The following is a 24,151-nucleotide window of genomic DNA, read 5'->3' as shown; positions in this document are numbered from 1 at the left end:
CGGAGCCGTTGCAAGTTGGCCTGCAATTCATTCAATCGTGAGGCGCGCATCTCGGACATTGTGCACAATTATCGGGCTGCGCGGGCCGTGCCTCGACGATGTGAGCGGCGAGGCTGACGTTGAAAGGCCGCGCTGACTTGACGAGCCCGCTTTGCCTCCTCGCTATGCAGATAGTTCGACGTGGTTGCCACCGAGGCGTGGCGTAGGTTGTCTCGTACGACTACGAGTTCCACGCCGGCGTCTAGTGCGTGGGTCGCGTGTGTATGACGCAACCAATGGGGGCTGGCGTGCCGTAGCTTCTCGGCGAGCGCCGGATGACGGGTGTTTACGCGCTCGGCCGTCTCCCGAAAAAACTCACCTAACACCTGCCGCAACCGCGCCGCGCTCAGACCGGTACTGGTCTGGCGTTCCGTGCGATGTTCCGTAGTGAGGGCAGCCACCAACGGGGCGGCTGGCTGCCAGCGGGCGCGTCTGACCGGCAAGCCGCGCGCCTTCAGCGCGTGCCGCAGCGCGTCCCGCGCGAGGGGCGGCAGGGCCACGCGCCCCGACTTCGCCCCTTTTCCCGTCACCTGCAGCCATAACGTACCGCAGGCGTCCGCCGTGATGTCGCCGAGCGTCGCGGCCACCAGTTCTTGCGCCCGCAGCCCGGTTGCGTAGCCGAAATCCAGCACAAAACGCAGTCGTTCTGCGGCCGGTGCAGTCCACCCGGTTCGCTCGAGCTGGTCGGCTGCCGCCCGCACGATCTTCCACTCACGGCCAGTCAGCGCCCGTCCGGTATCGAACGGCGCACGGGCTGCGCCGCCGCGCACGGTCACGCCTGCAAACGGATTGAGCACGACGTAGTGCTGGTCCACGAGCCACCCGAAGAGGGCGCGCAGGACGGCCAGCGCATAGGCGGTTGACCGCGCCGTCAGGTGTCCCGTGAACGGACGCCAGGCGGGCGTCGTGCGCGGGCGCGGTGGACCGATCCAGCGGGCGGCGGGTGCCGGATGGCGCAGGAAGGCGCGATAGGCGATCGCGTCATCGGTAGTCAGTGACGAGAGGGGCCGACGGCGCCCGACAATGGCCCACAGCAACAGCCGTTCGGCCTCGCGTCGGTACGCCCGCACCGTATGGATGCCCTCGTGGAGCGCCAGCCATGCCTCGATCGCCTGGTAGTCGTTGGTGGCGGCGAGGCCGCAGGTGCCGGGCGGGGCCCGGAAGCGGCCCTTAGAACCATCGAGGTCGGCGGGCAGCGCATCCAGGGACCATCGCGGGGCCAACTGAGCGGTCGCTGCCTCGTAAGGAACCAGCGCGGTGGCGCGCCGGGTCAGGTCCGGGTGCGCCCCGAGGAAGGTGTCGACGCGGTGTGCACCCTGGCGCCCCAGCCCCGGGATCGGCCGCCACCAGCCGGGGCGGTGGGCCATTCGGACCAGCAGGTCGGCGAATGAGTCGACGCCGGCGGCCACCAGCGCCCGCGCGGTGCACGGCGGCAGCCAGTGGGCCACCGGGTCGGTTGGTTGTGGCGCCGGGATGGGGGTGGTGCGCAGCACATCGAGTGCCGCGACCACCTGCGCCGCGTGGCGGGTGCGGTCCGCGGCCGGGTGAGTGAAGAGCGGCACCAGGTCGTCGCGCTGGCGGGCGAGCGCGCACGCGACGAGCTGGCGGCGGAGGCGACCCAGGAGGCCACGCGATGACTGGCCGTCGGCCTTGCGGTGCGGCAGGTAGCGCTCAACTGCCGCGCGGGCCGTGAGCCCGGCGTGCCAGGCGCGCAGGGCGGCCAACGAGGCGAGATCGGGCAGGGCGGTCGCTGGGAGATTTCCGTCGTCCGACCCTGCGGAGGAGGCAGGGGCCGTACTCATGAACCCAGTTTAGGTCGCACGCAGAATACTGGCGATAAGACTATTTATCGCAAACATTTCGGGAGCGCATCCACCGCGGGACGCGTTGCTCAGTCGTGTTCAGTCCTGGAATGGTGTTTTCGCTCAGTCTCGGCTGAAGGGGCACCCTAAATAAAACTGGAAGGAGGGAATTTGCCGGAAGCGGCGCCACGACGGCGAACCACCCGCGCAGTTGGCGGCTGCGCAGGTGCGCTGGGGGCGCATCTACCGTACGTGTAGGTTTCGGTACGCGTGAGCAACCCGATTGGCGACGCGACTATCGGTGCGGTGTTCATGAACAACGAAGCGGCGGTTCCATTAGAGACCGTTGACCCGGAACGGCCCCTTGAACGGGGCAAAGGAACAACTGCTTTCGAGTGGGAATTCGACGGACGCTCCTTTTCGGAAGCACTCGCGCACCGCACCAGCGCGAAGCTGTCGCGCGAACTCGCTGCTGGGGCGAGCATGCAGCTTGTTGGCAGCATTGACGTGCCAATTACGTCCCTTTGGGAGGCTATCTCAAAGGGGATTGTTAGTTTTCGGCATTCTGAGATTGCCACTTATCAAATGACTCTCGTGAAATGTTGGTTAGCATGCTAGAAAATACAACCGGATCGCCTGCATATAGGCAGTGTCTAATTAGTGTATATGTGTTTAGTGTGTCACTCGGATTTTCAGCTTCGAAGGTGGCTTGATATTTTTTGATGTCGCCAATATTTTCTTTCATGTAGAAATTAAACTTCCCGCGGCTAATGTCGGGCTTGCACTTGATGATTTCGTCCGTGAACCCATCCACTTTGTGTGGCTCGAAATCAAAGTCTGGGAAAAAGTGCTTCGCAATTTTCAAAAAGCGGAATGCATTGAGAGGTGCGTACTGGTTTGGTTCAACCTCTGAAACGCGACCATCTGTATTTTCGGCAACATGGTCTAGTGCCGGCACTTCATCCACGTCACTTTCTTCGGCTTCAGCCATTTCAATCTCGGCAAGAGTCGCGTCGCGCACTTCGCGAAACTCTCTGTCGGCGAGCTCGAATAGCGCAGCGAGCGTGTTAATTCGACGCTTTAAGCGACCTGGAATGGATTTTTTGTATTTTATCTTGTGGTCCAGGATACTCCATGAGTCTTGGACGACAGTGCGCATTTGAAGCTCAAAAGGGATTGTCCCGTAGACGCCATATTCTGGGAAGTTCAGTCGATCGTCATTTAATTTTAAATCAAGATGCAAGCCCTTGTAGCCGAATGAATTTTCGGTGCCTTCAATTTGCTCGATCTTGTTCGTAACTGATAGTACCTTGAAGTGCTGGTGAATTAAGTTTTTTATGGCATCAATCTCGTCTTCGTACAGGCAGACAATGCGCAAGCCTACTAGATCGGTGATATGATTTTTAATTTCGTATGGTGTTTTGCTTGCCTCGAGACCGCCTCGATATTTTATGTTGAATTTTTTTATGCACTCTTCTCGGTTCTTGAGGCGACCTTCAATTTTCGATACCGTGAGGTTGGCGGACGCTAGCAAGGATCGAACTAATGTAAGAAATGACTCTATTGCGCCTTCGAGCAAAGGGCGTTCTGTATCATAGTACTCACGAAACGCTGCTTTCTCAGCATCAAAATCTAGTGAAGCCATTGTAATATCCCCGATTTTTCGTTAAATCAGTCTTGATATCTTTGAATTCACATGGTGCTCGCAGGGGCGTATACGCTGGCGATGCAAGTATGTCAATTCCTCGAAACCCTTGAAATATGCGAATCGCTGCATGGTTCAAGAGGTGACAAATCTTACGTACCGGGCCGCGACTGTCAATGGCCGCACTGTACTTATCTAGACCGTGGCGGCATGTCCACAGGTTGGTTTATGCGCAAGGCATAGTACGCCTTCTCAAACTGCTGTTCGAGATACACCCTGGCCCCCACGAGCGGATTGCTGCGACAACCGTAGCCGGATTTCTCAGTCGAGGGTGCGAGTGTGACAGTAGATACCTCTCCCGCAGCTGACCGATTTATGAATTTCACCGAGCGACGGTCCGCTATTAGCCGCCGAGCCGACACTCGAATGGCTGTGTCGAAGAACTGGCGGGTGACCGTAGCTGGCCGAACGTTGCCCGATACGGTCGACCGCAGTCGCACTAAAGTGGCTCCGAAGTGCTGCACTGTGTCTAATTTCGACTAAAATTTAGCAATTCCCGGTTGGCTTACATTACTCCGGCAGGCAACAAAGATTGATAATTTTGATGCTCACAGATAAATTGGCGGTAATTGCGCGGGGCAATGACGCACGCCCGGACGGCTTCACGAACGATATCCACTAAACCAACTATGGCTCCGGCAGAAGAAAAATTCACTGAAATATTCTCGCTCAGCCAAAATCCGGCGCTCATGGAAGTTGGAGGTGGCCACGGACAAAAAGGAGTGGATTTTCAGCGCTACTGGGCGATTCTTAGGATATTTGAGCTCAAGGAGGGTGGCACGAGCGATTTCCTCCTCCTTTTTGAGTCGATCCAAGACGTTGCCGAATTCGATTCCGAAACATCTCCCAGCAGGGTCGACATCTACCAAATCAAGAAGAAGGATGGCGGCGAGTGGTCTTTCAATGACCTTACCGGCATACTCAAGCCGGACGGCAGAAAAAAAAAGGTGGCCCCAACCCTGTCCAAAGTCGAGAAGAGTCCAGTTGGAAAACTCTACAAGGCTGGCTTGGCTATACAGCAATTGGATGCCAACGCGCATTTCGTATCAAACGCGGGTTGCGACCTTCCGCTAGCGAAGAGCGGGACCGCTTCATCCCTGCTCAAATGCTTAGCGTCGGAACTGGATATGAGCCACGCGTCTTCGCTGGCCGAAGGCTTGGCTCTACTGCACGCGACTCCAGGTGAGGTACCGGACCTCAAGCGGCTGGTCCTACGGAAAACCACTCTACATCCGGACAATCCACACCTCTTGGCGCTTGGAGCCGCCGCAGCCTACCTCAGCAAGCACCTACCCACGAGCGCCGGCCAAGCGAAGGCATTTGTGGATGCCCTGTTTGTCCAACTCAGCGCTCTAGGGAGGCAGACGGAACCGGTCACCTCCTTTGGAGAGCTTCGGCGCCAACGAGGGTATTCGATGGCGGAATTGGACGCCGCACTGGCCGACCTCAAGGGCGTGCCCGACCTGAAATCGCACCTAGATTCGGTCCTTGATGGATTGTCGCTAGAGGGGCTTGCGCCGCTCAAGCGCATATCGGTCAACATCGGGGTAACGAAATACTTTTCCGCCCTCGTCTCGGGGACTTGGGGAGCCGACGAGCTTGCTCTAATCGACGAATGTGCTAAGGCGGCGCCATCGCTCATGGGGTCAGCGCCGCTGTTTCCGGCGCTGGAAGCCGAGACCGCAAGGATTGCAGCAATGTATACAGCCTTCAAGGAAACTGAAGTCTTCGCGTATTTGCTAATCCAGGTAACGAAAAATGCCGCAGCCTAACTTCAGAAAACTCCTTCGTGCTTTATCCACAAAATCTTATGAAAAGCTTCCAATTCGAAAGCATTTCGCTGCTATCGCACCGCGACAAAAAGGCCAGGAAGGTCAGCTTTCACCCACACAGGAACCTGATCCGAGGAGAGAACCACACGGGCAAGTCAAGCCTCGTTAAACACCTCTTCATAACGCTAGGGGCCAAGCCACTAGGTACCCTCGAGCAGTGGGATCCACGGACAGTTTCCGCGGTGAGGTTCAAGGTTGACGGAGAGTCTTTCACCGCGATTCACCACAACGGCTCGCGCTCGCTCTACGACTCGTTCGGCAAGCTCCTAAAGGCAACCGATTCACATGCAACCTGGGCTGAGGCGTTCGCGACGCTCGTCGGCTTCAAACTCATACTGACCTCGAAAAAGACAGGCCAAGGTGTGCTTGCCGATCCTTCTTGTTTCTTCCTTCCTTTCTACATCGACCAAGACGGAAGCTGGCGGGACAAGTGGGACACCTTCCCGGCAACGATGCAGTATGCGGCCCCGGTTCGTAGCATTCTCGAGTATTTCAGTGGAATCAAACCCGCCAAATACTACGATCTCAAGAGCGAACACGGCGCGGTGTCGAAGGAGGCTGACGCGTTGGCCAGTGAGATGAAGCTTCTTGAGCGCGCTCGCAGCCGACTTAGTCAAACACTCCCCGTCGGTACTGTGAATCTCTCAGAGGACGGTTTCGAAGAGGAGATCCGACGCTTGACCACAGAAGCGAACGAACTCAACCATTTTCAAGAGACTCTGCGCGCTAAGCACGTCCGCGAAAGTGAAGTGGTCGCAAGCATTAATCATCAAATCCAAGTGGCCCTTGCTTCATTACAGGAATACGCTGGTGATCAAAAATACCTTTCCAGCGTGGCCAACGCGCGCGAAATCGTGTGCCCTACCTGCGGGGCTGAGCACGAACAATCGTTCCTACATTACTTAGGTTATGCCGAGGATGCGAGGATTTTGGAGGAACTTACGCGAACGCTTCAAAGGGATCTTATTGAAGCGAAGCACCACCTGGAATCGACGGCCAAGGAGCGCCAGTTGCTGCGAGGCAACTACGCGAGGATCAACGAAATCCTTGAGCGTAAGCGCGGAGAGCTCCGATTCCGCGAAGTCGTGGAATCCCACGGGTCCCAGGCTGCCCATCGGGCGTTCGACGCGGAAAGGGCGCAAATTTCTGGCGAACTCGCGGGCTGGAACTCCAAACTATCAGAAATCGACGCACGTTTGGACGCCTTGTCCGACAAGAAGCGCACAAAAAGAATCGTAACGGCGTTCAGGGAAGCCTACTCGCTAGCGAGGAAGGCGCTTAACGTGCCGGACCCGGCGGGCAATCAAAACATTGTCAGCAGACCAAACCGTTCGGGTAGTGGTGGTCCACGCTTACTTCTTGCGTACTATGCCGCGCTATGGAAGGTATGCCACGATGAGCATGTGGGTATGTCGATCCCCGTGGTCATCGATTCCCCGAACCAGCAGGACCAAGACGATCTGAATCTGCACGTAGTGCTCGGATTTATTGCCGAAAACCTTCCAGCCCCCATGCAGCTAATAGTCTGTGTTACGAAGCACTCGGACGCGCACCTCGACAAGACGATCATTTTCGATAAGAAATACAGCATGTTGCTTCCTGAGTTTTACGAAGAGGTTGAAGCTGACATTGGTCCACTCTACCGCAAGATGAATTCGGCACTATTAAATACGCCACTGGGCGAGACCAACGAAAGCGACCCGACTTCCGACGCGGATGAGTAATGCGAAGAGACATTCGAGGCATGTCGTAGGGGGGGGCAGCATAGCGAGAAAAATCTCTGTCACAGCGGCGAATGCTACAAGCCATGAAAAGCACATAGAGAGGCACACTACAACATCCGCCTTTTTTGGGAAAAGCTAGCACTCCAACACGGTCCTTAAGTCCGCGCGTGCTATCGGTGATGCGCTCGATCGCGGCGGCGCGCCCTACGCAGAGTATTTCGGTGACCTGGACCCGAGAGGCTTGAACATTGCTGCAGTGCTGGACCGGGGTTTGCGCGAACAAGGCTCGCCTGCGCTTCAGGCAGCGGTTGTCTTCTATCGCTAGCTAATAGAGAACGGGCGACGCAGACCGCTCGGCGATGACAAGCGGATCAGTGCGAGAATCACCGCAGAGTGGCGGCCTCCCGATCTGTGTGAAGAGATCGGGCGCGAGTTTGATTCGGGACAGTGGATTCCGCGGGAATCACTGTCGTTGCACGTCATTCAAAGCGAGCTATTTGTGTAGTTATCCAATCGAGTGTAAAAAGTCGAACTCGAGCGCACAGATTAAACTGCTGCGCATGACCGCCGTTCGCGCATGCCAAGCACTCGCGCTCAATCATCCGCTGAGCTACGCCAACCTCAGCGAGGCAGTGCCGGCAACTGCCCGAACTTCTCTGTTGTCGATTTCGATTGTTGGGAGGAACGCGCTATTCGGACCGGGGATCGATTCGTAGCACCGGTAGATCGCGTGGCTCCGTGCCTGTAATTTCTGGCCAATTTTGAAGCAAACTGACGCTGGGGCTCCAACGAAGAGATGGATACGTTTCACCGCCCACTCGTCTTGAAGTATCCGAACAGCCTCTCCAAGTTGCTGCGATATCCGGTCGAGATCCTCTTCGCTTGAAACAATGTCGTGATGTAGTTTGGCGTTGGAGGTGACCTCGAGCGCGCCCATTCTGAAAGTGCCGTCCTCAGCCACTATTTCTGATGGCAGTCGACCAGGATCAATGTCGAACGTTAACGAGACGACGAGGCACGCCTCTTCTGCACCCACCGTATGGGGATGCAATTCCCGAACGTGATATTTCTCAGGGGAATGCTCTAGTACTTCATCAAACGCCCAGCGCCCGCCTTCAGCAGAAACAGGGCGCTCACGTCGGAATTGAAAAATCCGAACCGCGCTTGCTTCGCCAAACAATCGGCCGGCGAGGATGAGTACAGATGTGCCATGTAGTGGAAAGACCGCAAGATCCGGGCTCCCCGAGTTTCCAGCATCCGTGCGCAGCAGTTTGCGGAGCTGAGGCAGTTCAGACTCAAGGGCTTCGAAAAGTGATGGCCAGAAAGCAACGGAGTGGGGGTCGTACTTGCTCCATCCATGTTCAAAAAAGGTATGCGGATGACCAGGTTTCATTCGCAACTTTTGCGTCCACATTGCCTCTTCGGCTTCGCGTGCAATGAAATGAGGGGACTGTGTCGCAACGTTTCCCATCAACACAATCGGCACGGCCTCTCGATACTGAAGTGAAGAGAGCAGTCTACGAACCTCAGCGATACTCTGTTGACGCATCTGCTGCAATACAGCGACGGTGAAGCGATCTGGATCCTCCCGGTCAATGCGACGATGACACTCGTCGCAGAGGAGGAGGAAGTTTTCGATGTCAGCTGATCGCACAGCCGATAGAAGCCGATCGCCTCGCGGTCCGTTCGGGGATGAGGCAATGATATGTGCAAAGTAGCTGGATCTATTGGCGACGCCAGTGGCAGTATGCGTACCCAAATCCCTACCGCATCCCGCAAATTGGCATCGTCGCGCCGTCAGATACTCGAGTTGATCCACGTCTGCGGCTTTCAGCGATGCGCCCCTTCCCGTGTCCGTCGTCAGAGACTCCGCCGTTTCCAACCAGGTATCGATGTGGGCCTGATCGACCGGCCTGGGTGCTACGTTCAAGATATCGCAACTCAGCGGCGATCCGACGACTTCATGCCACCACAGGTGTCCTCTGCCAGCCGAGCCACCAGCAGCGTCGCCACTTTTTAAGCCAAAATCACCACGTCCTAATGGCATCCAAGCGCTTTCGGCAGACTCTCGCGTTGCCAGGACAGCAGTGTAGTGGTTTGCTATGACGAGTAGATCTCGCCCCTGTGCGGCCTCTGACGTGATTGCGTCAGCCATATCAGCATCTGAGAAGATTCGGAGTTCTGGCATGTAGCTCACTTCGCGTTAACGATAGACGGTTCGCAGCGCGCGGCAGGGCAGCGGTCTTTCACGATGAAGCGCTCGATCGTATGAGAACCAGAATGGGCGCCATCTTCATTGCGTCGGACTCCACCGCGCTCGATCTCGCCGTGATCAACATCACAGCGGAGCTTGCCGACCTCTGCTCGGCAACGCTGGAGCAGCCGCGAGATGGAATCGCGCACCATCAGCGTACTCCAGGCCCCAGCATCACCGGCCTTTCGGGACGTTCTGGATACTGGGCGCTACAGTGCCTTGATCGGCACGTTGTCGAGATCGCCGCGAGGATCCCTGTACCCCGGAGCCAATCGAGCATTGTTTGCCCCGTAGAGCGCCAACGGGTCCTTTAGCCACAAAGCATATTCAATCCCGTCCAGGCTATGGTCGGGAGAGCAATCGATGGTCCAGCGGCGCAGCATATATCCTGCATTTGCGGCACGAACTTTCACGCGCAAAACCCCGTCGGGCATGTCGTAGTCCATCAACACCACGTCTGGCCGCGGATGGGATGGGTGGGGGACTAGCTCAAGTTCGATAATCCGATTCCACTGGACATCCTGGTCTCCACGCTCCTGGGCGGCAATTTCGCTGTCCTCCAGCAAAACGGGGTTCTCCATCCGCGTGAACACAAAGTCGCGGAAATCCTTGCGGCGCCGATCAAAGGCTCGAACGTGCCAACGTACCCCGTTGTTCGTAAGCGCGATCGGAACAATTTCTCGCTCAGTACGACCACTTTCGATTGATGTGTACGTCATCTTCACGACTTTTCCACGGTGAATTGCACGTGTCACCGGGGCCAGCACCGACATCTTCGGCACACTCAATGGCATGGGAAACTCACAACGCACCATCGGCTTCAGCTCATCGCCAATTCCTTGGCCAAAGCCTCGCGACAGCGCTGTCAGGACGCGTTGCGGCGCATGTTCGAAGAGAGGCGAGAAGGTCTCGGTAGGGCGGTAGATCTTGTCAGCGTTATCAAGTGACATATTGCCCGGCGCGAGTTCTTTGTATTGGGCGATGTCACGCGTAGCGGCGGCTGGTCCGGTCCCGAAACGATCCACGACATCGGCACGCCGTAGCTCACCGAGAAAGTAAAGCTTGAAATCAATATGCGATAGACGCTCGCGCTGAGCCTGAGGCAGGCGTTCTAAAAGGGTCAGATATTGGGGTGCGGGAGATTGAGTCATGCCTCCATAGTACACGAAACACCCAGATCGACGAACACATTCAATCACTTGATCTAATCAAAATGATGATATAGGATGGGTGGACTTGATAGCGCAGGAGTTAGTCATGGCGAAGAACAAACCCTACGGTGACGGCCATCGCATTGGTGCAGTTCGTGATCGGAGTCAGACTCAAACGCCGTCCGGGCATTACGTCAAGCGTGACGCCGAAACCGGTCGCTTCATGGAGGTCAAGACGACGGATAAAACTCCGTTCAAGGGTGTCCGTCGAGAGAAAAAATAGGGCGCGCATTGATGGCGCATCGGACGCAGCACGTAGGGCAGCATGGGGTTGGTGATATGGCTGCCACCAGGCATTCCGTAAGCATTCGGACGGTTTTGAGCGGAGAACTAGAAGCCGTCACTTTCGCACTACATCTATTGAAGGGCAAAGCTTCATGACGACGAATCCGCCACTCTCAAAGCGCGTTGCCGATGCGTTGAATGCTCGACGCGAGACGCAACAGTGGGAGCAACTCATCGCCAAGCTGCTGCGCCGCCTGGAGCTCGATCCGAACGATCGAGCTAAGGCGGAGATCGACTACGAAGAGTTGGCGGACGATTTGGCGCAGAAGCTGGATGTTCTACGGCATGACGTACACATTTTCCCGCAGGGGTCGATGCGTACGCAGACGACCATCAGTCAGCGGTACCCGGTGAAGTTCGATTTGGATCTGGTGGTGAAGCTGTCCGGCCCGAAGTATGTCTGGCCCGATCCCGAAGTCATGTTCGAAGCGTTTGGCAAAGCGCTGGAAGGCAACGAGTCGGTAACCGGTCAGCCGGAGGCTAAGCGCCGCTGCTGGCGACTGGCGTATCCGGGTAAACCGTACTACTTCGATCTCACTCCCGCTATTCACGACCAGACGGGACGTGAAGGTTCGAGTCTTTCGGTGCGGGATCCAGATACGCGCTGGGCACCGTCGAACCCGGAGGAGTTTGCCGACTGGTTCTGCGAGCACGCGGCGAAACGTTTTGAGTTTCAGGCTGCCTTGAGGCAGTTTGCGATAGACGCGCGCACGACTGTGACCCCATTGCCCGACGGCGATGTCGGTCTCGATGACATTCTTCGTCGTACCGTGCAGTTAATGAAGTTGCATCGAGACACGATGTATTGGGGTGTCGACGAAAAGAAAAAAGAGCGAATGCCCATCTCGGTCATCATCGTCACGCTTGCTACCAAGGCGTATGCAGCCCTCCATGCTCAGCGCCGAACGACATTTTCCTCGCCAATCGAAGTCGTGCTGGCATTGGTCGAGGCGATGCCGCAATTCATTCAACGAGACCATACTGGTTGGCGTGTCGAGAATCCGAAACTCAAGAGTGAAAATTTCGCGGACAAGTGGAACAGTGACGGTGGCGCTCGCGCTCAGGAGTTTTTGCGGTGGCACGCGCAGTTGGAACGCGATCTCGATGCGCTGTTTCATCAAAGCCATCGAGCTCCGAGCGAGGACAAGATTCGGAGCGTGTTTGGCTCGGCCGGCGTCGAGGCCTGGAAAGCCAGTCGCCCGAAAATCAGCGTACTCGACGGCCTGATCGGCAGCGCCGATGGATTTACCAAAACTAACCCAGATCAGCCTGTGAAAACCGGCTCGTCCAATACCCTGGGCTGAATCCGGCGTGGAGCGTAGCCCCTTTGATACGGCGTCCCTGCAGGTACGGGAATGGCTCGACAGCGGCCCAGGCGCCGTGTGGTGCCAGCGCGCGCGCGTACCTGCGAGCGCTGGTCACGCGTGGGACGTCGAATTCGAAGATGCCACACTCCCGGTAGCGGGAGTGCGTATCGTCTTGCCGCCGGATTTTCCGGCGAGCCCTTGCAAACTTTACGTCGACAAGTCCTACTTTCTGAAGCTCCCGCACGTGGAAGCTGATGGACACGTTTGCCTTGGGATTGAGTCGATCCCGGAGGACTACGACGATCCGGTTAGCGCGGTCACGCGCGCGCTCACGACACTGAACACGCAGTTACTCGGTCCCGCCCGCGATTCGAGCTGGATAGAAGCGCAGTTCCACTCAGAACGTGCGTCCTACTGGGCGCACCATTGTGGAAACCGTCGAAAAGCACGCGACCGGCGTCCTGTCCCGAAACTCACTTATGTTGATATCGGTTGTGTCGGGCTCTGGGCAGAAGGTTCCATTGCTGCGTATATCCCCGCGAAGTCAAAACATCGCCGCTATAGCCTTCAGGTTGCAGCTGCCTCGCCTGGTGATCCGCAGGAGTTGGCGGCGCGCCATCGATGGGCTGATGGAACGTTCGTGCGTGGCGAAGCACTGTTTGTTCGCCTTCCAGATAACGAGCGATGGACACCGTCGACCTGGCCGACATCATTCGAAGCCTTAAAGACGTTGGTTGATCGAGCGACGAATCACGAGTGCTCGCTAGAGAAGTGGGCAAATCGCGCCAGCCGCGCTCACAAAACCTCGGCGGGAAAGGGCGCGAAATGCAACCCGGATTCTCGCTTGCCTCCTGGTCAGGTACCGTTGCTTGTCGTTATCGAGCATGATAGCGTGATGTTTGGCTACCAGATATTCGGCGCTGCAGTGTGGCTGTTGCAGCCGCCGAGCATCGAGCCCGTGAATATCACGCGCGTTGACGCTGACTGGGCATTGGCTCGCGATCACAGCCTGAATCTCTTGCACGCCAGGCGCGAAAAGCGCGTGTTGCTCCTCGGGTGCGGTTCGCTTGGTAGCCCGCTGGCGAAAGCGTTAGCGCGCAGTGGCGTTGGACATCTCGATATCGTTGATGCGCAGTTGATGGGTGTCGAAAATACGAGTCGACACGCTCTGGGAATGCGCGACGTCGGACGGTCCAAAGCAGACGCAGTCGCCCAACAATTGAGGCAGGACATTCCCGGTCTGAAAGTTCACGGGTATCTCGCTGACGCTTCGGTCTGGGCCACCACGAACTGCAAACCCGGCATGTATGACATGGTGGTGGAATGCACCGCGGAATCGTCAGTGCGAACGTTCATCTCCCACATGCGCACAAGTTTGTTCGGCACGGCACCGATCGTTCATGCGTGGACCGAACCGATGTGTAGCGCAGGACATGTTGTGCTGACGCAACCCGACGTTGCTTGGCCGGCTGAAGATCCAGCCGATACCTTGGTCAACGCAAGCGATCTTTCTGCTCGCGACACACGTGTGAAGCTTCCAGCTTGCTCTGATGGATTTCATCCCTATGGCGCCGCGGACATAGAACTTGTGGCGGCCTTCGCCGCCGAGCGCGTGATCGGCATACTAAACGACATGCAGCAGACGTCAACAGTCTGGTCATGGGTCCGTTCGAGCGCGTATTTCGACGGATTATCTGTTCCTGTCAATATGCGGTCGATCGTACCGGTCTCAGGCTCAAGGTCCGACAGCGCAACGACAACCCGAGAGCTCCGTCTGGTCTTGGATGGAAAATGAAGGCCAGAGGACTGCGTTTTCGATTGCCTGGTGCAACCTGGACACTGCAGCTTGGTGCTATGGCGTTGGACGTGCTGCTGAGTCATACACAGCAATCGAGTTCGAGCAAAGAATCCGTCGGACAACTCTTCGCGAGAGATTTGACCGTCGATCCAGTACAAATCGAACTGGCTACAGTTTTGCACCCCAAGCGGGCATCCTGGGCTCGAGTGACGTTCGACACGGCTCAAGCGGCAGCTGAGCGCGAGCACCTCTTTGAAGAAGGACTGCATTGCGTGGGCATATGGCACACACATCCCGAACCTTCTCCCGTTCCGTCCTTAGACGACCGCTCATTGGCCCGTAACCATGCGCTTGCGGCAAAGCCGCAACTGTCAGGCATTGTCTTTGCCATCGTCGGAACGGCACCTGTGCCAGCCGGCGTGCGAATTTGGGTGGACGACGGTGTTGACTTCAATGAGGCAACGCTAGACGAGCATTAGTCGACGCAGAGCAGGGCGTCGGGACGAGAGAGCCAGCGCAGATTGGAATCAGTGGTCGTATCTGGCATTGACGGTACACGGGATAGCCCGCAGATAATAGGGAGGACTTGGATATGTCAGATTCGCTAGTTCGGGAATTGGGCCTGTTGCGATCGCTCGTTACACACCTTGACAGGCGACCGCTGCCACCCGAAGGGCTAACGCAAGGATACTTAAATAGGGAAGGCCTTGGACACGTACGTGAAGATGCAGACGGCATGATCGTCATTCGCATGCCCGGGCATCATGCATTCACGGATCTTACCGAGTGCATATTTGATCGCGTTCCTCGCATGGAACGTGGCGTCATCTATGCAGATGTTCAGACCGAACTGTTTGCTTGCATTGAGGATTATATCGGTCGCGAACCATCGAGCGTTGGTGGCCAAGATGCGCAAGCCCTCATTGCCCACTTCGAGAAATGGTTTGCCGATAGTGCATTGCCGCGGCGTGTTTTCGTACCTTGCGTTATCAGTCGTACGCCTGCGCCACGCTTCCAAATTGGACCTGTTACGTTCGAATATATCGATGACGTCACGACAAGCAACTTCTATCCGCGAGGCGCTGACGACACGATAGCTGATCGACGTGAATTCGACGACATCGTACGATGGATGCGTGAAGAAAATGCCGATTGGCTAGCGCACGTTTCTGTTGAAGGCTGCGAGCGAAAGCGCGCCGCAGAAATAGCTGAGCTCTCGGTGGATCTCGTAATCGTAGGGCTGCAGCTTGCGGCTCCCTATCTCGACACGCGGACTATGTCGCGGCTCGACGCACGGCGGGGAACATCGCAAAAACGAACACTGTCAGAAGCCGGTGGTTTCTATTGCACAGGATGGACACGTAGAGAGCCGGGGTTAGCAATCGGTCGCGGCACGCTGCCCGATATTTTGGAGAGGGCGGCACCAATCTTTGTTGCCGTCGGGAATGTGGTGCGCTCGTTTGCCGCCGGGTCGTTTCGTCTACCGACGCTTGAACGAGCTTGGTGCGACGCGGCCTATTGGTTTAATCAGGCTCTGGCCGAGTCGATCGATACGATTGCAATTGCAAAACTCGAAACGGTGTTAGAAGTTTTGGTCTGTGCCGAGAGCAGCAAGGGCAGCGAGCGTCGCATGTTCGAGATTTTGAATGCGTTCTTTGGCTTAGGACCAGACGACCAAATTGCGCCCGGATCTTTGCTCACGACACGGCAATTTGCGCGCAATGTCGTTCGCGATCGCTCGCGTATCCTGCATGGCACGTGGTCGACACTTAACGTTCACGGCATCGATCGAGAAGGGATGGAGGGCTTTGTCGCCACGGTTCTCCGGACTGCCGTGATTGACCTTGAGGCATACTGTGCTTCACCAGGCCGCACCGATAACATCGAAGATTTTCTCGGCTGGGTGGGACAGCGGAGAGTAGTGTCCGAACTCCCGAATGTCTAATTTCCCGATTAATGAGCCAATCCATGGGGTGCTTCACCTAGTGTCGACATATAAAAAGATCGCGTTTGGGAGAAGGGGCGAAAATGTGCAAAAATGGACGCACCTCGTATTTCACAATGTAATAAATTCACGCAACAAATTGATACTAATGTGTTATGTCCGTCTACATGGTCGGCGGGTTTGCGACTCATTGAGGTAGGCTGGGAACTGCCTTGTGGTGAGCACGACGGTGCGGTTGCACGCACGTATGCCCCTACAGGGCAGCTGGAATCCCAGGTGAATGACATGATGGCCCGAGGCCTGTGGCAGGTGAATCCCTAAAAGTCTGCCTGCGCATCCGGGCGTTGATGGCCAAAGCACGAACACGGTGCTAGGAGGGTAGGCCGGCAGCGAGCCGACTCAACAGGGGTTTCCGCGGCGGACGCGCGCGACGTCACTCGTCATGCGCGTCTGCCGGAAATGCCATGATCAAAACCGAGTGTGATTCGTGTCTGCCCAAACGTACCGACGGATTGAGCTCGCGTTAGCACAACTTGATGGGGTGCTTACGCTATTTCTTGAATACGAGAATTTGCTGCAGTGATCACCCTCGCCGGCGCGGCCGAAGAAGTTTTAGCCAAAGAGGTGAACCGGCGCGGCCGACTGGTTGCCTTCGACCGACGAGTCATTCGGTGTGCGGCATGGGGGCGGAAAGACGCGATCGCCGAAGCGAATCGCGTCCGTAACGCGCTCAAGCACTTCGGGGATCACCAGCAATCCGATATCACCGCCGCCCCCGAAGAGGTGGCTCGGTGGTTGCTGGAACGGGCTTGCGAGAATGCTCACCGTCTGGAACTGGAGGCCCCTCGGTCAGCCGCCATATGTGCAGGGTATCGTAAGACGCTGATCGAACGCCATGCAGCACCGCCGACCGAACAGCCCATAACCGAACAAGGTCAAGTGTGCAGACTGAAGAGACCAGAATTGTCGACGCCAGGACGAGGCACGCCACAAATTCGGTGCTACGCGAGCGGATTGTCGAACACGTCTTTGTGGGCGACGTAATGCGCCGCCTGTGGCAACTCGGCATCCTGAACGTCGAGATCCTGCGTGCGGAATTCGACGCGAGCGGATATGACCTTGTGATGTGCTGCGGCAACGTGATGCGACACGTCCAGCTCAAGGTGTCACTGGTCGATGGCGCCCGTGCGCAGGTTGCCATCAACCAACAGTTGGCGCGTGCGCCGAGCGGGTGCATGGTTTGGCTTGGCGTCACGGAGGACCTCGAAATCACGGAGTACCGTTGGTTTGGCGCGGCACCAGGGCGATCTCTACCGGATCTCTCCGGTCACGCTACCGCACGTCATGCGCGTGCGAACGCACAAGGCGTCAAGGCGGAAAGAGCGAATCAACGCATCCTTCCGAAAGGCTCTTTCGAGAGACTCGCTGGTTTGGACGAGACGATCGAGCGCCTCTTTACGATCCCGCAAGCGAACGAGTCGCACAGGCGTTACGCAACGCGTAACCCGTAGTTTCACAGCTATTCGCTCGCGCCGCTGCATCTCAGTGTTGCTGGCGTACAGATATCTCGGCCGCATTGCCAGTGACCTTGCGCACCTGCCTAAGGACTACCGAAAATCTGTTGAGGAGACGATAAACTCCATTCGGTCTGACTGGTCATCGAGGTATGAGTGGAGCGATTGATCGGCCAGTGTGTCGTCAGCGGCGGGCGGCATACGAGTGGGGCACAATTTCGTCGATAACACCAGCTGAAGCAGTCGCGACAATTGCCGCGTGGCAGAACCGGAACTGCGAGTGGCTAGCTGAACGTAACCGACGAGGCTGTTTCACCAGGCGAAGCAAATTCTTACCAAGCATCGTTCCCAGTCCGTTGGTTGGAAATAGACAGCTTTCTTCGCCGCGCCGCTAAACCTTGAGTCTTCACTGATGAAACCGTCAAGGCTCCACAGGTGGTCAGCCAAAGGTCGAAACCTTACTCTTGGATAAGAAATCGATTACGGTTCTTGGCTTCTTTGATCCACGCCGGTGCTCGGCCGCGCCCTGACCAAGTCGCTCCGGTTTTCGGATCACGATATTTCGCCTCGACCGGCGCCGCTGGTTTCTTTGCCACTCGGCCTCGGCGTACCCCAAATATATCTTTCTCGGTAATCCCGTACTCGGCGACCTTGGTACGGATGTCGTCGACGATAGCTTGGAATTCGGCTAGACGAGCCACTTCCGCCTGCTCAGCAAGCGCGTCCATTTGAGCTTTCAAGTCCTTGTAGCTGGCCATGCGTCCTCCTTTGGTTGTACTAAGCCTATGATAGCTGGTTTGACGAAGAGCGGGCTACCAATGTTTGCATGACTTAACTACTCGCACGGTTCTTTTTCGTGGACATGCCTGGGTGAGTCAGTCGATCGTTTGACTCAACGGTTACTCGTCCGTCGCGGAGCAGATATGCTCGTCCATGCATATGGTGTTCGGAGGATTGAATGAGTCGTGTTTTTCGCGAAGAAGATTTTGTTCAGTACAATGGATTTTACGGAAAACCCATTTGTCGATCGGTTGTGTTTCATCTGTATGAGGGGGAGTGTGCAACTTGCCGTTGTCGGATTGAAGGTGATAATTTTCACGTTGCACATATAATTTCACGAACTCACCCGAAGTTGATGGGTGAGTATTTTTCTGATTTGGATGTTGATAATCTTATAAATCTGAAATTATCTTGCCCGCGATGTAATATAAAAGAAAGTAATTTCGTTATAAATTCGATCATGATGCAGGGAGTTTTCAATTTTTCTGCTAGGATCATTTCGTCTCGACTTGATGCTGTGCTTGTCAAGTTGAATGCGGTGAGGAATAGAATTGAGATGATCAATTCGGACCCGCGAATATGCACTGATCTGCTGCACATTGAGGTCGATGAAATTCTCGCGTTGGCAGTGGGTTGGCGTGGCGCGTGGATTGTTTCGCGGGCTGCACTGGAGGCGCGTGCCGCAGAGGCGGTAAAGAATACACTCGGGAACGATGGTAATAGCGCGGATGCTTACCACGCCGTGGAAGATGGTATTGTATGTCTTCGCAACCGTATGGAAATAAAGGCTTCTAGTGGCTATTCATTTCATTCTGATGGCAGCTTGCCTTGGTTGACCGAAGCGATGATGAGTCTACGTCTAGAAGGTAAAGTTGGAGATATCTCGGAGAGGATTCGTGCTGCGGGTTTGGTCGACGGGGTGTACTTGGATCCGGTTGAATTGATAGGGCGTGGTGGCTTGGTGTTTCCGATTCGGACGGCGGTGCAGAGGTGGTTTCGCGATATGTTTGCAACGATAATATATGCAAGTAGAATGCTTGAGCGTAGTGAAGTGCGGAGATATCATGCGATAGGTGAGCGTGATTGGCATAATATTTGTTCCTTCTTTGATAAACTTGGATTAATCGAGTCGGGGATTGGCAAGACTGGGAGAAGGTTGAGACTTCCAGATATTGTTTCTCATTTTGAGATTCAGAAAGGAAGACTTTATTTTTCTGACGACGATATTTCAGTGCCAGATGACGTGCGGCGCATGTGTCATGCCATTGCAACAGATTCAATATGGGGCAATGGCGCTTTGATCCTCAAGTCCAAGTTCCGACCATGGCTCACGCGAGCGTTCTCAATCGTCGACCTAGCGGTGCGTGAGGCGGTTGGATCGCAGTTGGTGCTCGTCGATGACAAAGGATCAGGTTGGCGCCGATGGATGCCGAGGTTGCCAAAACTGGACGGGCAGACCCTAGAGGACATTCGTCTGGAATCTGCTGAGCGGCTGAGTCGGCGGAGAAGGAAAACGTAGAGCAAATTAAAATACGCTGGTGGACCTCAATACGAACACTTGCGCCAAGCTCTGTCGAGCTGCATCGTCATTCAGGGGTCTATCCTTGGGAGCCGAGTTTGGCGACGACGAGATCCTACGGGTGAACCTAGCAGCGGTTCGCGAGGACAGCTTACGCGGCCCGAAAGGCTTTGTTCAAGTGGGTGAAAAATATGGATGCAGGCAGCGCACGAGGTTGTCACGGGACAACTTTTGTTTGCAAACGCGAACGTGTAGTCGATGTTTTATTGCGAAAAACAACGGAAGCCGTTGATTTTACTGGAGGTCCCAGAACCATCTTCTCTTGGCTGCAGGTGAGCCGAGCGTCAAACATGAAGGCGAAGCACCTCTTCAGCAGGTTGAGTCAGTCAATGGGAGGTGGTTTGCTGTCAAAAAATATCTAATAATTACAATGATTTAGTCGTATGAAAACAGATTTATTTCTCATTGTGCGGGTCCGCGACTAGTGTTCGGACCAATATTCATTGTCTTAAAATGCAAGCTCAGATTTATTTGCTTCAGATCAGATTTTATTTGCGATGAACCAGCGGCCGCATACGACGCATTTGTTACGTGACAATTGTCCACTAAAACGAGACAACGAATCTTGTTTCGACGGATTGATGATTTTCGGTGAGACAGTAGACTGCACCCGTGCTTCGCCAGAACCGATCCGCACCGCGCCAAGCCGGCGCGACCGGACGGGTTCTTCGGCAGCGGCCCGACCGGCCCGCGGTTCGATCGTGCGAGGCGGGTTCGATGTCGATCTTTGGGTTCGCCGTTGCGGCGGACGTCGGCACCGAATGCGTCAAACCATCCATTCAAGGTGATTGCTATGCGTTACGTTTCGCTGGATTCGAAGAAGGACGAGCTGCTGTTGGCGGGCCGCGTGCTGATGATGATCCTGTTCGTGCTGTTCGGCTGGCAGAAGCTGAACGGCTTCTCGGGCACGGTCGCGTACATGGCGTCGACGGGGGCGCCGTCGCCCGAGCTGTCGGCGGTGATCGCGGTGGCGGTCGAGCTGGTCGGCGGCGCGCTGATCGCGGTCGGCTTCTACACGCGTCCGCTCGCGCTGGTGTTCGCGGTCTATACGCTCGCAACCGCGTTGATCGGGCATCGCTACTGGGCACTGCAGGGCATGGACCAGTACCTCGCGATGATCAACTTCTACAAGAACATCAGCATCATCGGCGGCCTGCTGTTGCTCGCGGTCACCGGGCCGGGGCGGTATTCGTTCGACCGGAAGTAAGCGAGCGCGAAACTTCGTGCCGCACGACAGGCCCGGTGCGCGCAATCGCGCACCGGGCCTTGTTTCATCATGCGCACGTCGTCGACGTGCGACCGAAATCGACATCGGTGCCGGTTCTCGTATAGATTGGGTCCCCTCACCCCTTTCGTCGTTGGCTACTACCGTGTCGCACCCGACCATCCTTCTCATCGGCGCGTCCGGCCTGCTCGGCCGTGCGGTTGCCGCTTCGCTGTCCCGCGAATCGTCGCTGACGCAGGTCGCAACCATCCGGAACCCGGACACCGCGGGCGCACGCCGCCTCGCGTTGCCGCCGGACAACGTCGCGCGGCTCGACGTTCTCGATCAGCCGGCGCTCGAACATCTCTTCGACACCCGGCGACCGGCCGCCGTGATCATCTGCGCCGCCGAGCGGCGCCCGGACGTCTGCGAACGCGACCCCGCGGCCGCACGCGCAATCAACGTCGACGCGCCGGCCCGCATCGGCGCGCTCGCCGCGCGCTACGGCGCGTGGACGCTCGGCATTTCCACCGATTACGTATTCGACGGCAAGGACGCGCCGTACCGCGAAGACGCCGCGCCAAACCCGCTGAACATCTACGGCCGCACCAAGCTGGAAGGCGAGGCCGCGTTGCTCGCCGCGTCGCCGCTTGCCTGCGTGCTGCGCCTGCCGTTGCTCTACGGCCCGATCGTCGACTGGCGCGAGTCGGCCGTCACGAGCCTCGTGCCGGCGATCGTCGCGTCCGCACGACCGGGCGCGGACGCGGTCGGCATGGACGCGTGGGCGATTCGCTATCCGACCTACACGCCCGACGTCGCCGAGGTCATCCGCGACCTGACGCTGCGCCATCTCGCGGGTTCGACCGTCACCGGCATCCGGCATTGGTCGGCCGAGGAACCGATGACGAAGTACGACATCGCGCAGCGGATCGCGGCCGTGCTCGGCATCGACGCGGCGCTCGCGCGGATCGACACGCCGGCCGATGCGACGCCGCGTCCGTACGATTGCCATTTGGATGCGGCGCGCGTGCGTGCACTCGGGATCGAGCATGCGACGCCGTTCGCGACCGGGCTGCAAGCCGTGTTGCGGGACGCGCCGCCGCTCCCGTAAGTCCGAAACGCCCGGTTCGCCGATGCGCTGACGCATTCGAACAACGCACGAGAGCAAGAGAGCAAGAGTGGGCCCATGCCGACACGTCTTCGTACCGACGTATCGGACTCGATCGCGCACGCGACCCGCGCGACGATGCTGAGCGGCATGGCCGGGCGTCCGCGTGTCGCCGACACCGTTCGGCGAATTTTTCGCGCGACGGGCACGAGCAACGCGCGACCCGCCATTTGACACTCCGCGCGCGCGGCCATTAAAGTCGCGTCGCGGGGCGGTGGGTCAAGCACACCCCCGGAACAGGCAGCCGATGTTCCAGGACCACGGGGCTACCCCGTGGATGAGACCGACACTCCGATGCGTCGCAAGAGCGCAGGTTGCGCGTTGCGCAACGACTGCTCTCGCAGCACCTGTCACGTTGACTCATCGTCCCGCCCATTCCTTGCCATGCACGCATCCCGGTTCGATACAGCCCGCACGATTGCCGAAGCGATGCTGGCCGGCCCGCCCGAACGTGGCGGCATGCTCGAGCGCATCGCGACCGTGCTCGGCGCCGCACCGTCGTGGTCGCATGAGCTCGTGGAGCACGTGATCGCGCACTTCGGCACGCACTGGGCCGACGTCGATACCGACCTGCTCGCCAGCGCGCTGGCCGATACGTCGGCGTTCATGATCGCGTGGTACGGCCGTGATCGGCCGGTCGTGATGCGCATCGTGCGCCGGCCGCCGGTGCAGCGGCCATTGCCGGCGCGGCTCGCCGGCGCCGACGTGCCGCAATGGCCGACGTGCGGCGACCTGGCACGCTGGCTCGGCGTCAGTGCTTCCGAGCTCGACTGGCTGTCCGAGCGCTGGCGCGTCGACGCGCGCGGCAGTGACTCGCCGCTGCATCACTACACGTACACCGGCTACGACAAGCGTCGCGGCGGCTGCCGCCTGATCGAGATCCCGAAGGGCCGGCTGCGCGAAGCGCAGCGCCGCATCCTGCACGGTCTGCTCGATCGCATCCCGCCGCACGACGCGGCGCACGGCTTTCGCAAGGGGCGCGGGATCGTGTCGTTCGCGGCCCCGCATGCGGATCGCGACGTCGTCGTGCGCTTCGATCTCGCGGATTTCTTCGTGTCGGTGCGCGCGGCGCGGGTGCATGCGTTGTTCGTGACGCTCGGCTATCCGGCGGAAGTCGCGCGCACGCTGACCGCGCTGTGCACCAACCGCGTGCCGTCGGCGCGGCTGCTCGAGGCCGACCTGCGCGACCGGTTCGACTGGACCGGCCGCCAGCGCTACCGCAACCGTCATCTGCCGCAGGGCGCGCCGACCTCGCCGGCGCTGGCCAACCTGTGCGCGTTCCGCCTCGACATGCGGCTCGCCGCGCTCGCGCGTTCGCTCGACGCGACCTACACGCGCTACGCGGACGATCTCGCGTTCTCGGGCGGCGGCGCCCTTGCCCGCGAGGCCGGGCGGCTGCAGGTGCGGGTCGCCGCGATCGCGCTCGAGGAAGGCTTCGCGCTGCAGCTGCGCAAGACGCGCGTGATGCCGCGGGGCGTGCGGCAGCAACTGGCCGGCGTGGTCGTCAATCGCCATCCGAATCTGGCGCGCGACGAGTTCGATGTCCTGAAGGCCATCCTGACCAACTGCATCCGGCACGGACCGGCGTCGCAGAATCGTGCCGCGCACCCGGATTTCCGCGCATACCTGGCCGGACGCGTCGCCCATGCACGCGCGCTGAACGCCGCGCGCGGCGCGAAGCTGCATGCGCTGTTCGCCCGGATCGCATGGGACGGGTGCGGCTTCGGCGCGTAAATCGCCGCGCAGGCGTCGACGCGCGCGGTCCGGCGAAGCCCAGGAGTGCGCCGCGCCGCAAAAGTCCTCAAACACGAGGGATCGGCACTGCTATCATTCGCGCCATGCCGCGCCCGCACAAGGCGGCGGCGCCCGGTGGCGAGGAGGTCGCCACCCAGGCGGCGCGCCGCGCGTTCGAGCGCGACGCGCCCCGTGTTGCGTGCCGATGCCATGCGGCTTTCGACGATGGCGTTGCCTGCGGCATACTGCGAAAGCCTTGCAGGTCCGGGC

Annotated in this window: 19 protein-coding genes; 12 read left to right on the top strand and 7 right to left on the bottom strand. The window is 58.0% G+C overall.

Features of this window, described 5'->3' with window-relative positions; genetic code table 11:
* Positions 1-68 precede the first annotated feature (68 nt).
* Together ABIC50_RS12745 and ABIC50_RS12740 are read right to left on the bottom strand one after the other, a co-directional pair.
* Positions 69-1,841, bottom strand: coding sequence for a site-specific integrase (locus ABIC50_RS12745; RefSeq protein WP_354164181.1), 1,773 nt, complete (start codon positions 1,839-1,841; stop codon positions 69-71).
* A gap of 550 nt (positions 1,842-2,391) precedes the next feature.
* Complete coding sequence (locus ABIC50_RS12740) at positions 2,392-3,486, bottom strand: GTP pyrophosphokinase (RefSeq protein WP_354164179.1); 1,095 nt, start codon at positions 3,484-3,486, stop codon at positions 2,392-2,394.
* A 689-nt stretch (positions 3,487-4,175) separates the two neighbouring features.
* Between ABIC50_RS12740 and ABIC50_RS12735 the strand changes: the two genes are divergently transcribed.
* Positions 4,176-5,318, top strand: coding sequence for a dsDNA nuclease domain-containing protein (locus tag ABIC50_RS12735; protein ID WP_354164176.1), 1,143 nt, complete (start codon positions 4,176-4,178; stop codon positions 5,316-5,318).
* A gap of 17 nt (positions 5,319-5,335) precedes the next feature.
* On the top strand, positions 5,336-7,102 hold the full coding sequence (locus tag ABIC50_RS12730) for a hypothetical protein (protein ID WP_354164173.1): 1,767 nt from the start codon (positions 5,336-5,338) through the stop codon (positions 7,100-7,102).
* Positions 7,103-7,712: 610 nt separating this feature from the next.
* Here ABIC50_RS12730 and ABIC50_RS12725 read toward each other — a convergent pair.
* From ABIC50_RS12725 to ABIC50_RS12715, 3 genes are read right to left on the bottom strand one after another with little or no spacing between them, the layout of a single operon-like run.
* Positions 7,713-9,290: an SAVED domain-containing protein gene (locus ABIC50_RS12725; RefSeq protein ID WP_354164170.1), complete on the bottom strand. Its 1,578-nt coding sequence runs from the start codon at positions 9,288-9,290 to the stop codon at positions 7,713-7,715.
* 5 nt (positions 9,291-9,295) lie between these two features.
* Positions 9,296-9,508 carry a hypothetical protein gene (locus ABIC50_RS12720; RefSeq protein ID WP_354164167.1) on the bottom strand — a complete coding sequence of 71 codons (213 nt, stop codon included), beginning with the start codon at positions 9,506-9,508 and terminating at the stop codon, positions 9,296-9,298.
* A gap of 57 nt (positions 9,509-9,565) precedes the next feature.
* On the bottom strand, positions 9,566-10,507 hold the full coding sequence (locus ABIC50_RS12715; protein ID WP_354164164.1) for a WYL domain-containing protein: 942 nt from the start codon (positions 10,505-10,507) through the stop codon (positions 9,566-9,568).
* Positions 10,508-10,613: 106 nt separating this feature from the next.
* Between ABIC50_RS12715 and ABIC50_RS12710 the strand changes: the two genes are divergently transcribed.
* From ABIC50_RS12710 to ABIC50_RS12690, 5 genes are all read left to right on the top strand, one after another.
* Positions 10,614-10,790, top strand: a complete 177-nt coding sequence (locus ABIC50_RS12710; RefSeq protein WP_354164162.1) for a hypothetical protein — start codon at positions 10,614-10,616, stop codon at positions 10,788-10,790.
* A gap of 154 nt (positions 10,791-10,944) precedes the next feature.
* Entirely contained in the window at positions 10,945-12,156 is a 1,212-nt protein-coding gene (locus tag ABIC50_RS12705; RefSeq protein WP_354164160.1) for a nucleotidyltransferase domain-containing protein, read from the top strand.
* 163 nt (positions 12,157-12,319) lie between these two features.
* The gene (locus ABIC50_RS12700) at positions 12,320-13,954 is read left to right on the top strand and encodes a ThiF family adenylyltransferase (protein ID WP_354164159.1); all 1,635 of its coding nucleotides are present in this window, start codon (positions 12,320-12,322) and stop codon (positions 13,952-13,954) included.
* Positions 13,951-14,436 carry a Mov34/MPN/PAD-1 family protein gene (locus ABIC50_RS12695; RefSeq protein WP_237435911.1) on the top strand — a complete coding sequence of 162 codons (486 nt, stop codon included), beginning with the start codon at positions 13,951-13,953 and terminating at the stop codon, positions 14,434-14,436. The genes ABIC50_RS12700 and ABIC50_RS12695 overlap by 4 nt, the downstream gene beginning before the upstream one ends.
* 257 nt (positions 14,437-14,693) lie before the next feature.
* Positions 14,694-15,902 (top strand): hypothetical protein, encoded by a 1,209-nt coding sequence (locus ABIC50_RS12690; RefSeq protein ID WP_354164157.1) that lies wholly within the window; start codon positions 14,694-14,696, stop codon positions 15,900-15,902.
* A gap of 612 nt (positions 15,903-16,514) precedes the next feature.
* On the opposite strand, the gene ABIC50_RS12685 is transcribed toward ABIC50_RS12690, so the two are convergent.
* The gene (locus ABIC50_RS12685; protein ID WP_354164155.1) at positions 16,515-16,727 is read right to left on the bottom strand and encodes a hypothetical protein; all 213 of its coding nucleotides are present in this window, start codon (positions 16,725-16,727) and stop codon (positions 16,515-16,517) included.
* Between the two features lie 116 nt (positions 16,728-16,843).
* On the opposite strand from ABIC50_RS12685, the gene ABIC50_RS12680 reads away from it, so the two are divergent.
* On the top strand, positions 16,844-17,413 hold the full coding sequence (locus ABIC50_RS12680; RefSeq protein WP_354164153.1) for a hypothetical protein: 570 nt from the start codon (positions 16,844-16,846) through the stop codon (positions 17,411-17,413).
* Between the two features lie 461 nt (positions 17,414-17,874).
* On the opposite strand, the gene ABIC50_RS12675 is transcribed toward ABIC50_RS12680, so the two are convergent.
* Positions 17,875-18,174 (bottom strand): H-NS histone family protein, encoded by a 300-nt coding sequence (locus tag ABIC50_RS12675; protein ID WP_354164151.1) that lies wholly within the window; start codon positions 18,172-18,174, stop codon positions 17,875-17,877.
* 200 nt (positions 18,175-18,374) lie between these two features.
* Between ABIC50_RS12675 and ABIC50_RS12670 the strand changes: the two genes are divergently transcribed.
* The 4 genes from ABIC50_RS12670 (at position 18,375) to ABIC50_RS12655 (ending at position 23,881) form a co-directional block, all read left to right on the top strand.
* Complete coding sequence (locus ABIC50_RS12670) at positions 18,375-19,715, top strand: HNH endonuclease signature motif containing protein (RefSeq protein WP_354164149.1); 1,341 nt, start codon at positions 18,375-18,377, stop codon at positions 19,713-19,715.
* Positions 19,716-20,568: 853 nt separating this feature from the next.
* On the top strand, positions 20,569-20,982 hold the full coding sequence (locus tag ABIC50_RS12665; RefSeq protein ID WP_011660963.1) for a DoxX family protein: 414 nt from the start codon (positions 20,569-20,571) through the stop codon (positions 20,980-20,982).
* Between the two features lie 163 nt (positions 20,983-21,145).
* Positions 21,146-22,090, top strand: coding sequence for a dTDP-4-dehydrorhamnose reductase family protein (locus ABIC50_RS12660; protein WP_354164147.1), 945 nt, complete (start codon positions 21,146-21,148; stop codon positions 22,088-22,090).
* Positions 22,091-22,531: 441 nt separating this feature from the next.
* Positions 22,532-23,881, top strand: coding sequence for a reverse transcriptase family protein (locus ABIC50_RS12655; protein ID WP_354164146.1), 1,350 nt, complete (start codon positions 22,532-22,534; stop codon positions 23,879-23,881).
* The last annotated feature ends 270 nt before the right edge of the window (positions 23,882-24,151 follow it).

Source organism: Burkholderia sp. 567, from assembly GCF_040545115.1.
GTDB lineage: Bacteria > Pseudomonadota > Gammaproteobacteria > Burkholderiales > Burkholderiaceae > Burkholderia > Burkholderia ambifaria.
The sequence above is the reverse complement of the archived record's forward strand: the minus strand, read 5'-3'. Positions and strand labels throughout refer to the sequence as shown.

Coding starts and splice junctions, on each gene's coding strand:
- ABIC50_RS12725 (WP_354164170.1), bottom strand. CDS start 9,290: ATGCCAGAACTCCGAATCTTCTCAGATGCTGATATGGCTGACGCAATC.
- ABIC50_RS12715 (WP_354164164.1), bottom strand. CDS start 10,507: ATGACTCAATCTCCCGCACCCCAATATCTGACCCTTTTAGAACGCCTG.
- ABIC50_RS12690 (WP_354164157.1), top strand. CDS start 14,694: ATGATCGTCATTCGCATGCCCGGGCATCATGCATTCACGGATCTTACC.
- ABIC50_RS12655 (WP_354164146.1), top strand. CDS start 22,532: ATGCACGCATCCCGGTTCGATACAGCCCGCACGATTGCCGAAGCGATG.
- ABIC50_RS12720 (WP_354164167.1), bottom strand. CDS start 9,508: ATGGTGCGCGATTCCATCTCGCGGCTGCTCCAGCGTTGCCGAGCAGAG.
- ABIC50_RS12745 (WP_354164181.1), bottom strand. CDS start 1,841: ATGAGTACGGCCCCTGCCTCCTCCGCAGGGTCGGACGACGGAAATCTC.
- ABIC50_RS12705 (WP_354164160.1), top strand. CDS start 10,945: ATGACGACGAATCCGCCACTCTCAAAGCGCGTTGCCGATGCGTTGAAT.
- ABIC50_RS12695 (WP_237435911.1), top strand. CDS start 13,951: ATGAAGGCCAGAGGACTGCGTTTTCGATTGCCTGGTGCAACCTGGACA.
- ABIC50_RS12670 (WP_354164149.1), top strand. CDS start 18,375: ATGAGTCGTGTTTTTCGCGAAGAAGATTTTGTTCAGTACAATGGATTT.
- ABIC50_RS12710 (WP_354164162.1), top strand. CDS start 10,614: ATGGCGAAGAACAAACCCTACGGTGACGGCCATCGCATTGGTGCAGTT.
- ABIC50_RS12665 (WP_011660963.1), top strand. CDS start 20,569: ATGCGTTACGTTTCGCTGGATTCGAAGAAGGACGAGCTGCTGTTGGCG.
- ABIC50_RS12735 (WP_354164176.1), top strand. CDS start 4,176: ATGGCTCCGGCAGAAGAAAAATTCACTGAAATATTCTCGCTCAGCCAA.
- ABIC50_RS12740 (WP_354164179.1), bottom strand. CDS start 3,486: ATGGCTTCACTAGATTTTGATGCTGAGAAAGCAGCGTTTCGTGAGTAC.
- ABIC50_RS12675 (WP_354164151.1), bottom strand. CDS start 18,174: ATGGCCAGCTACAAGGACTTGAAAGCTCAAATGGACGCGCTTGCTGAG.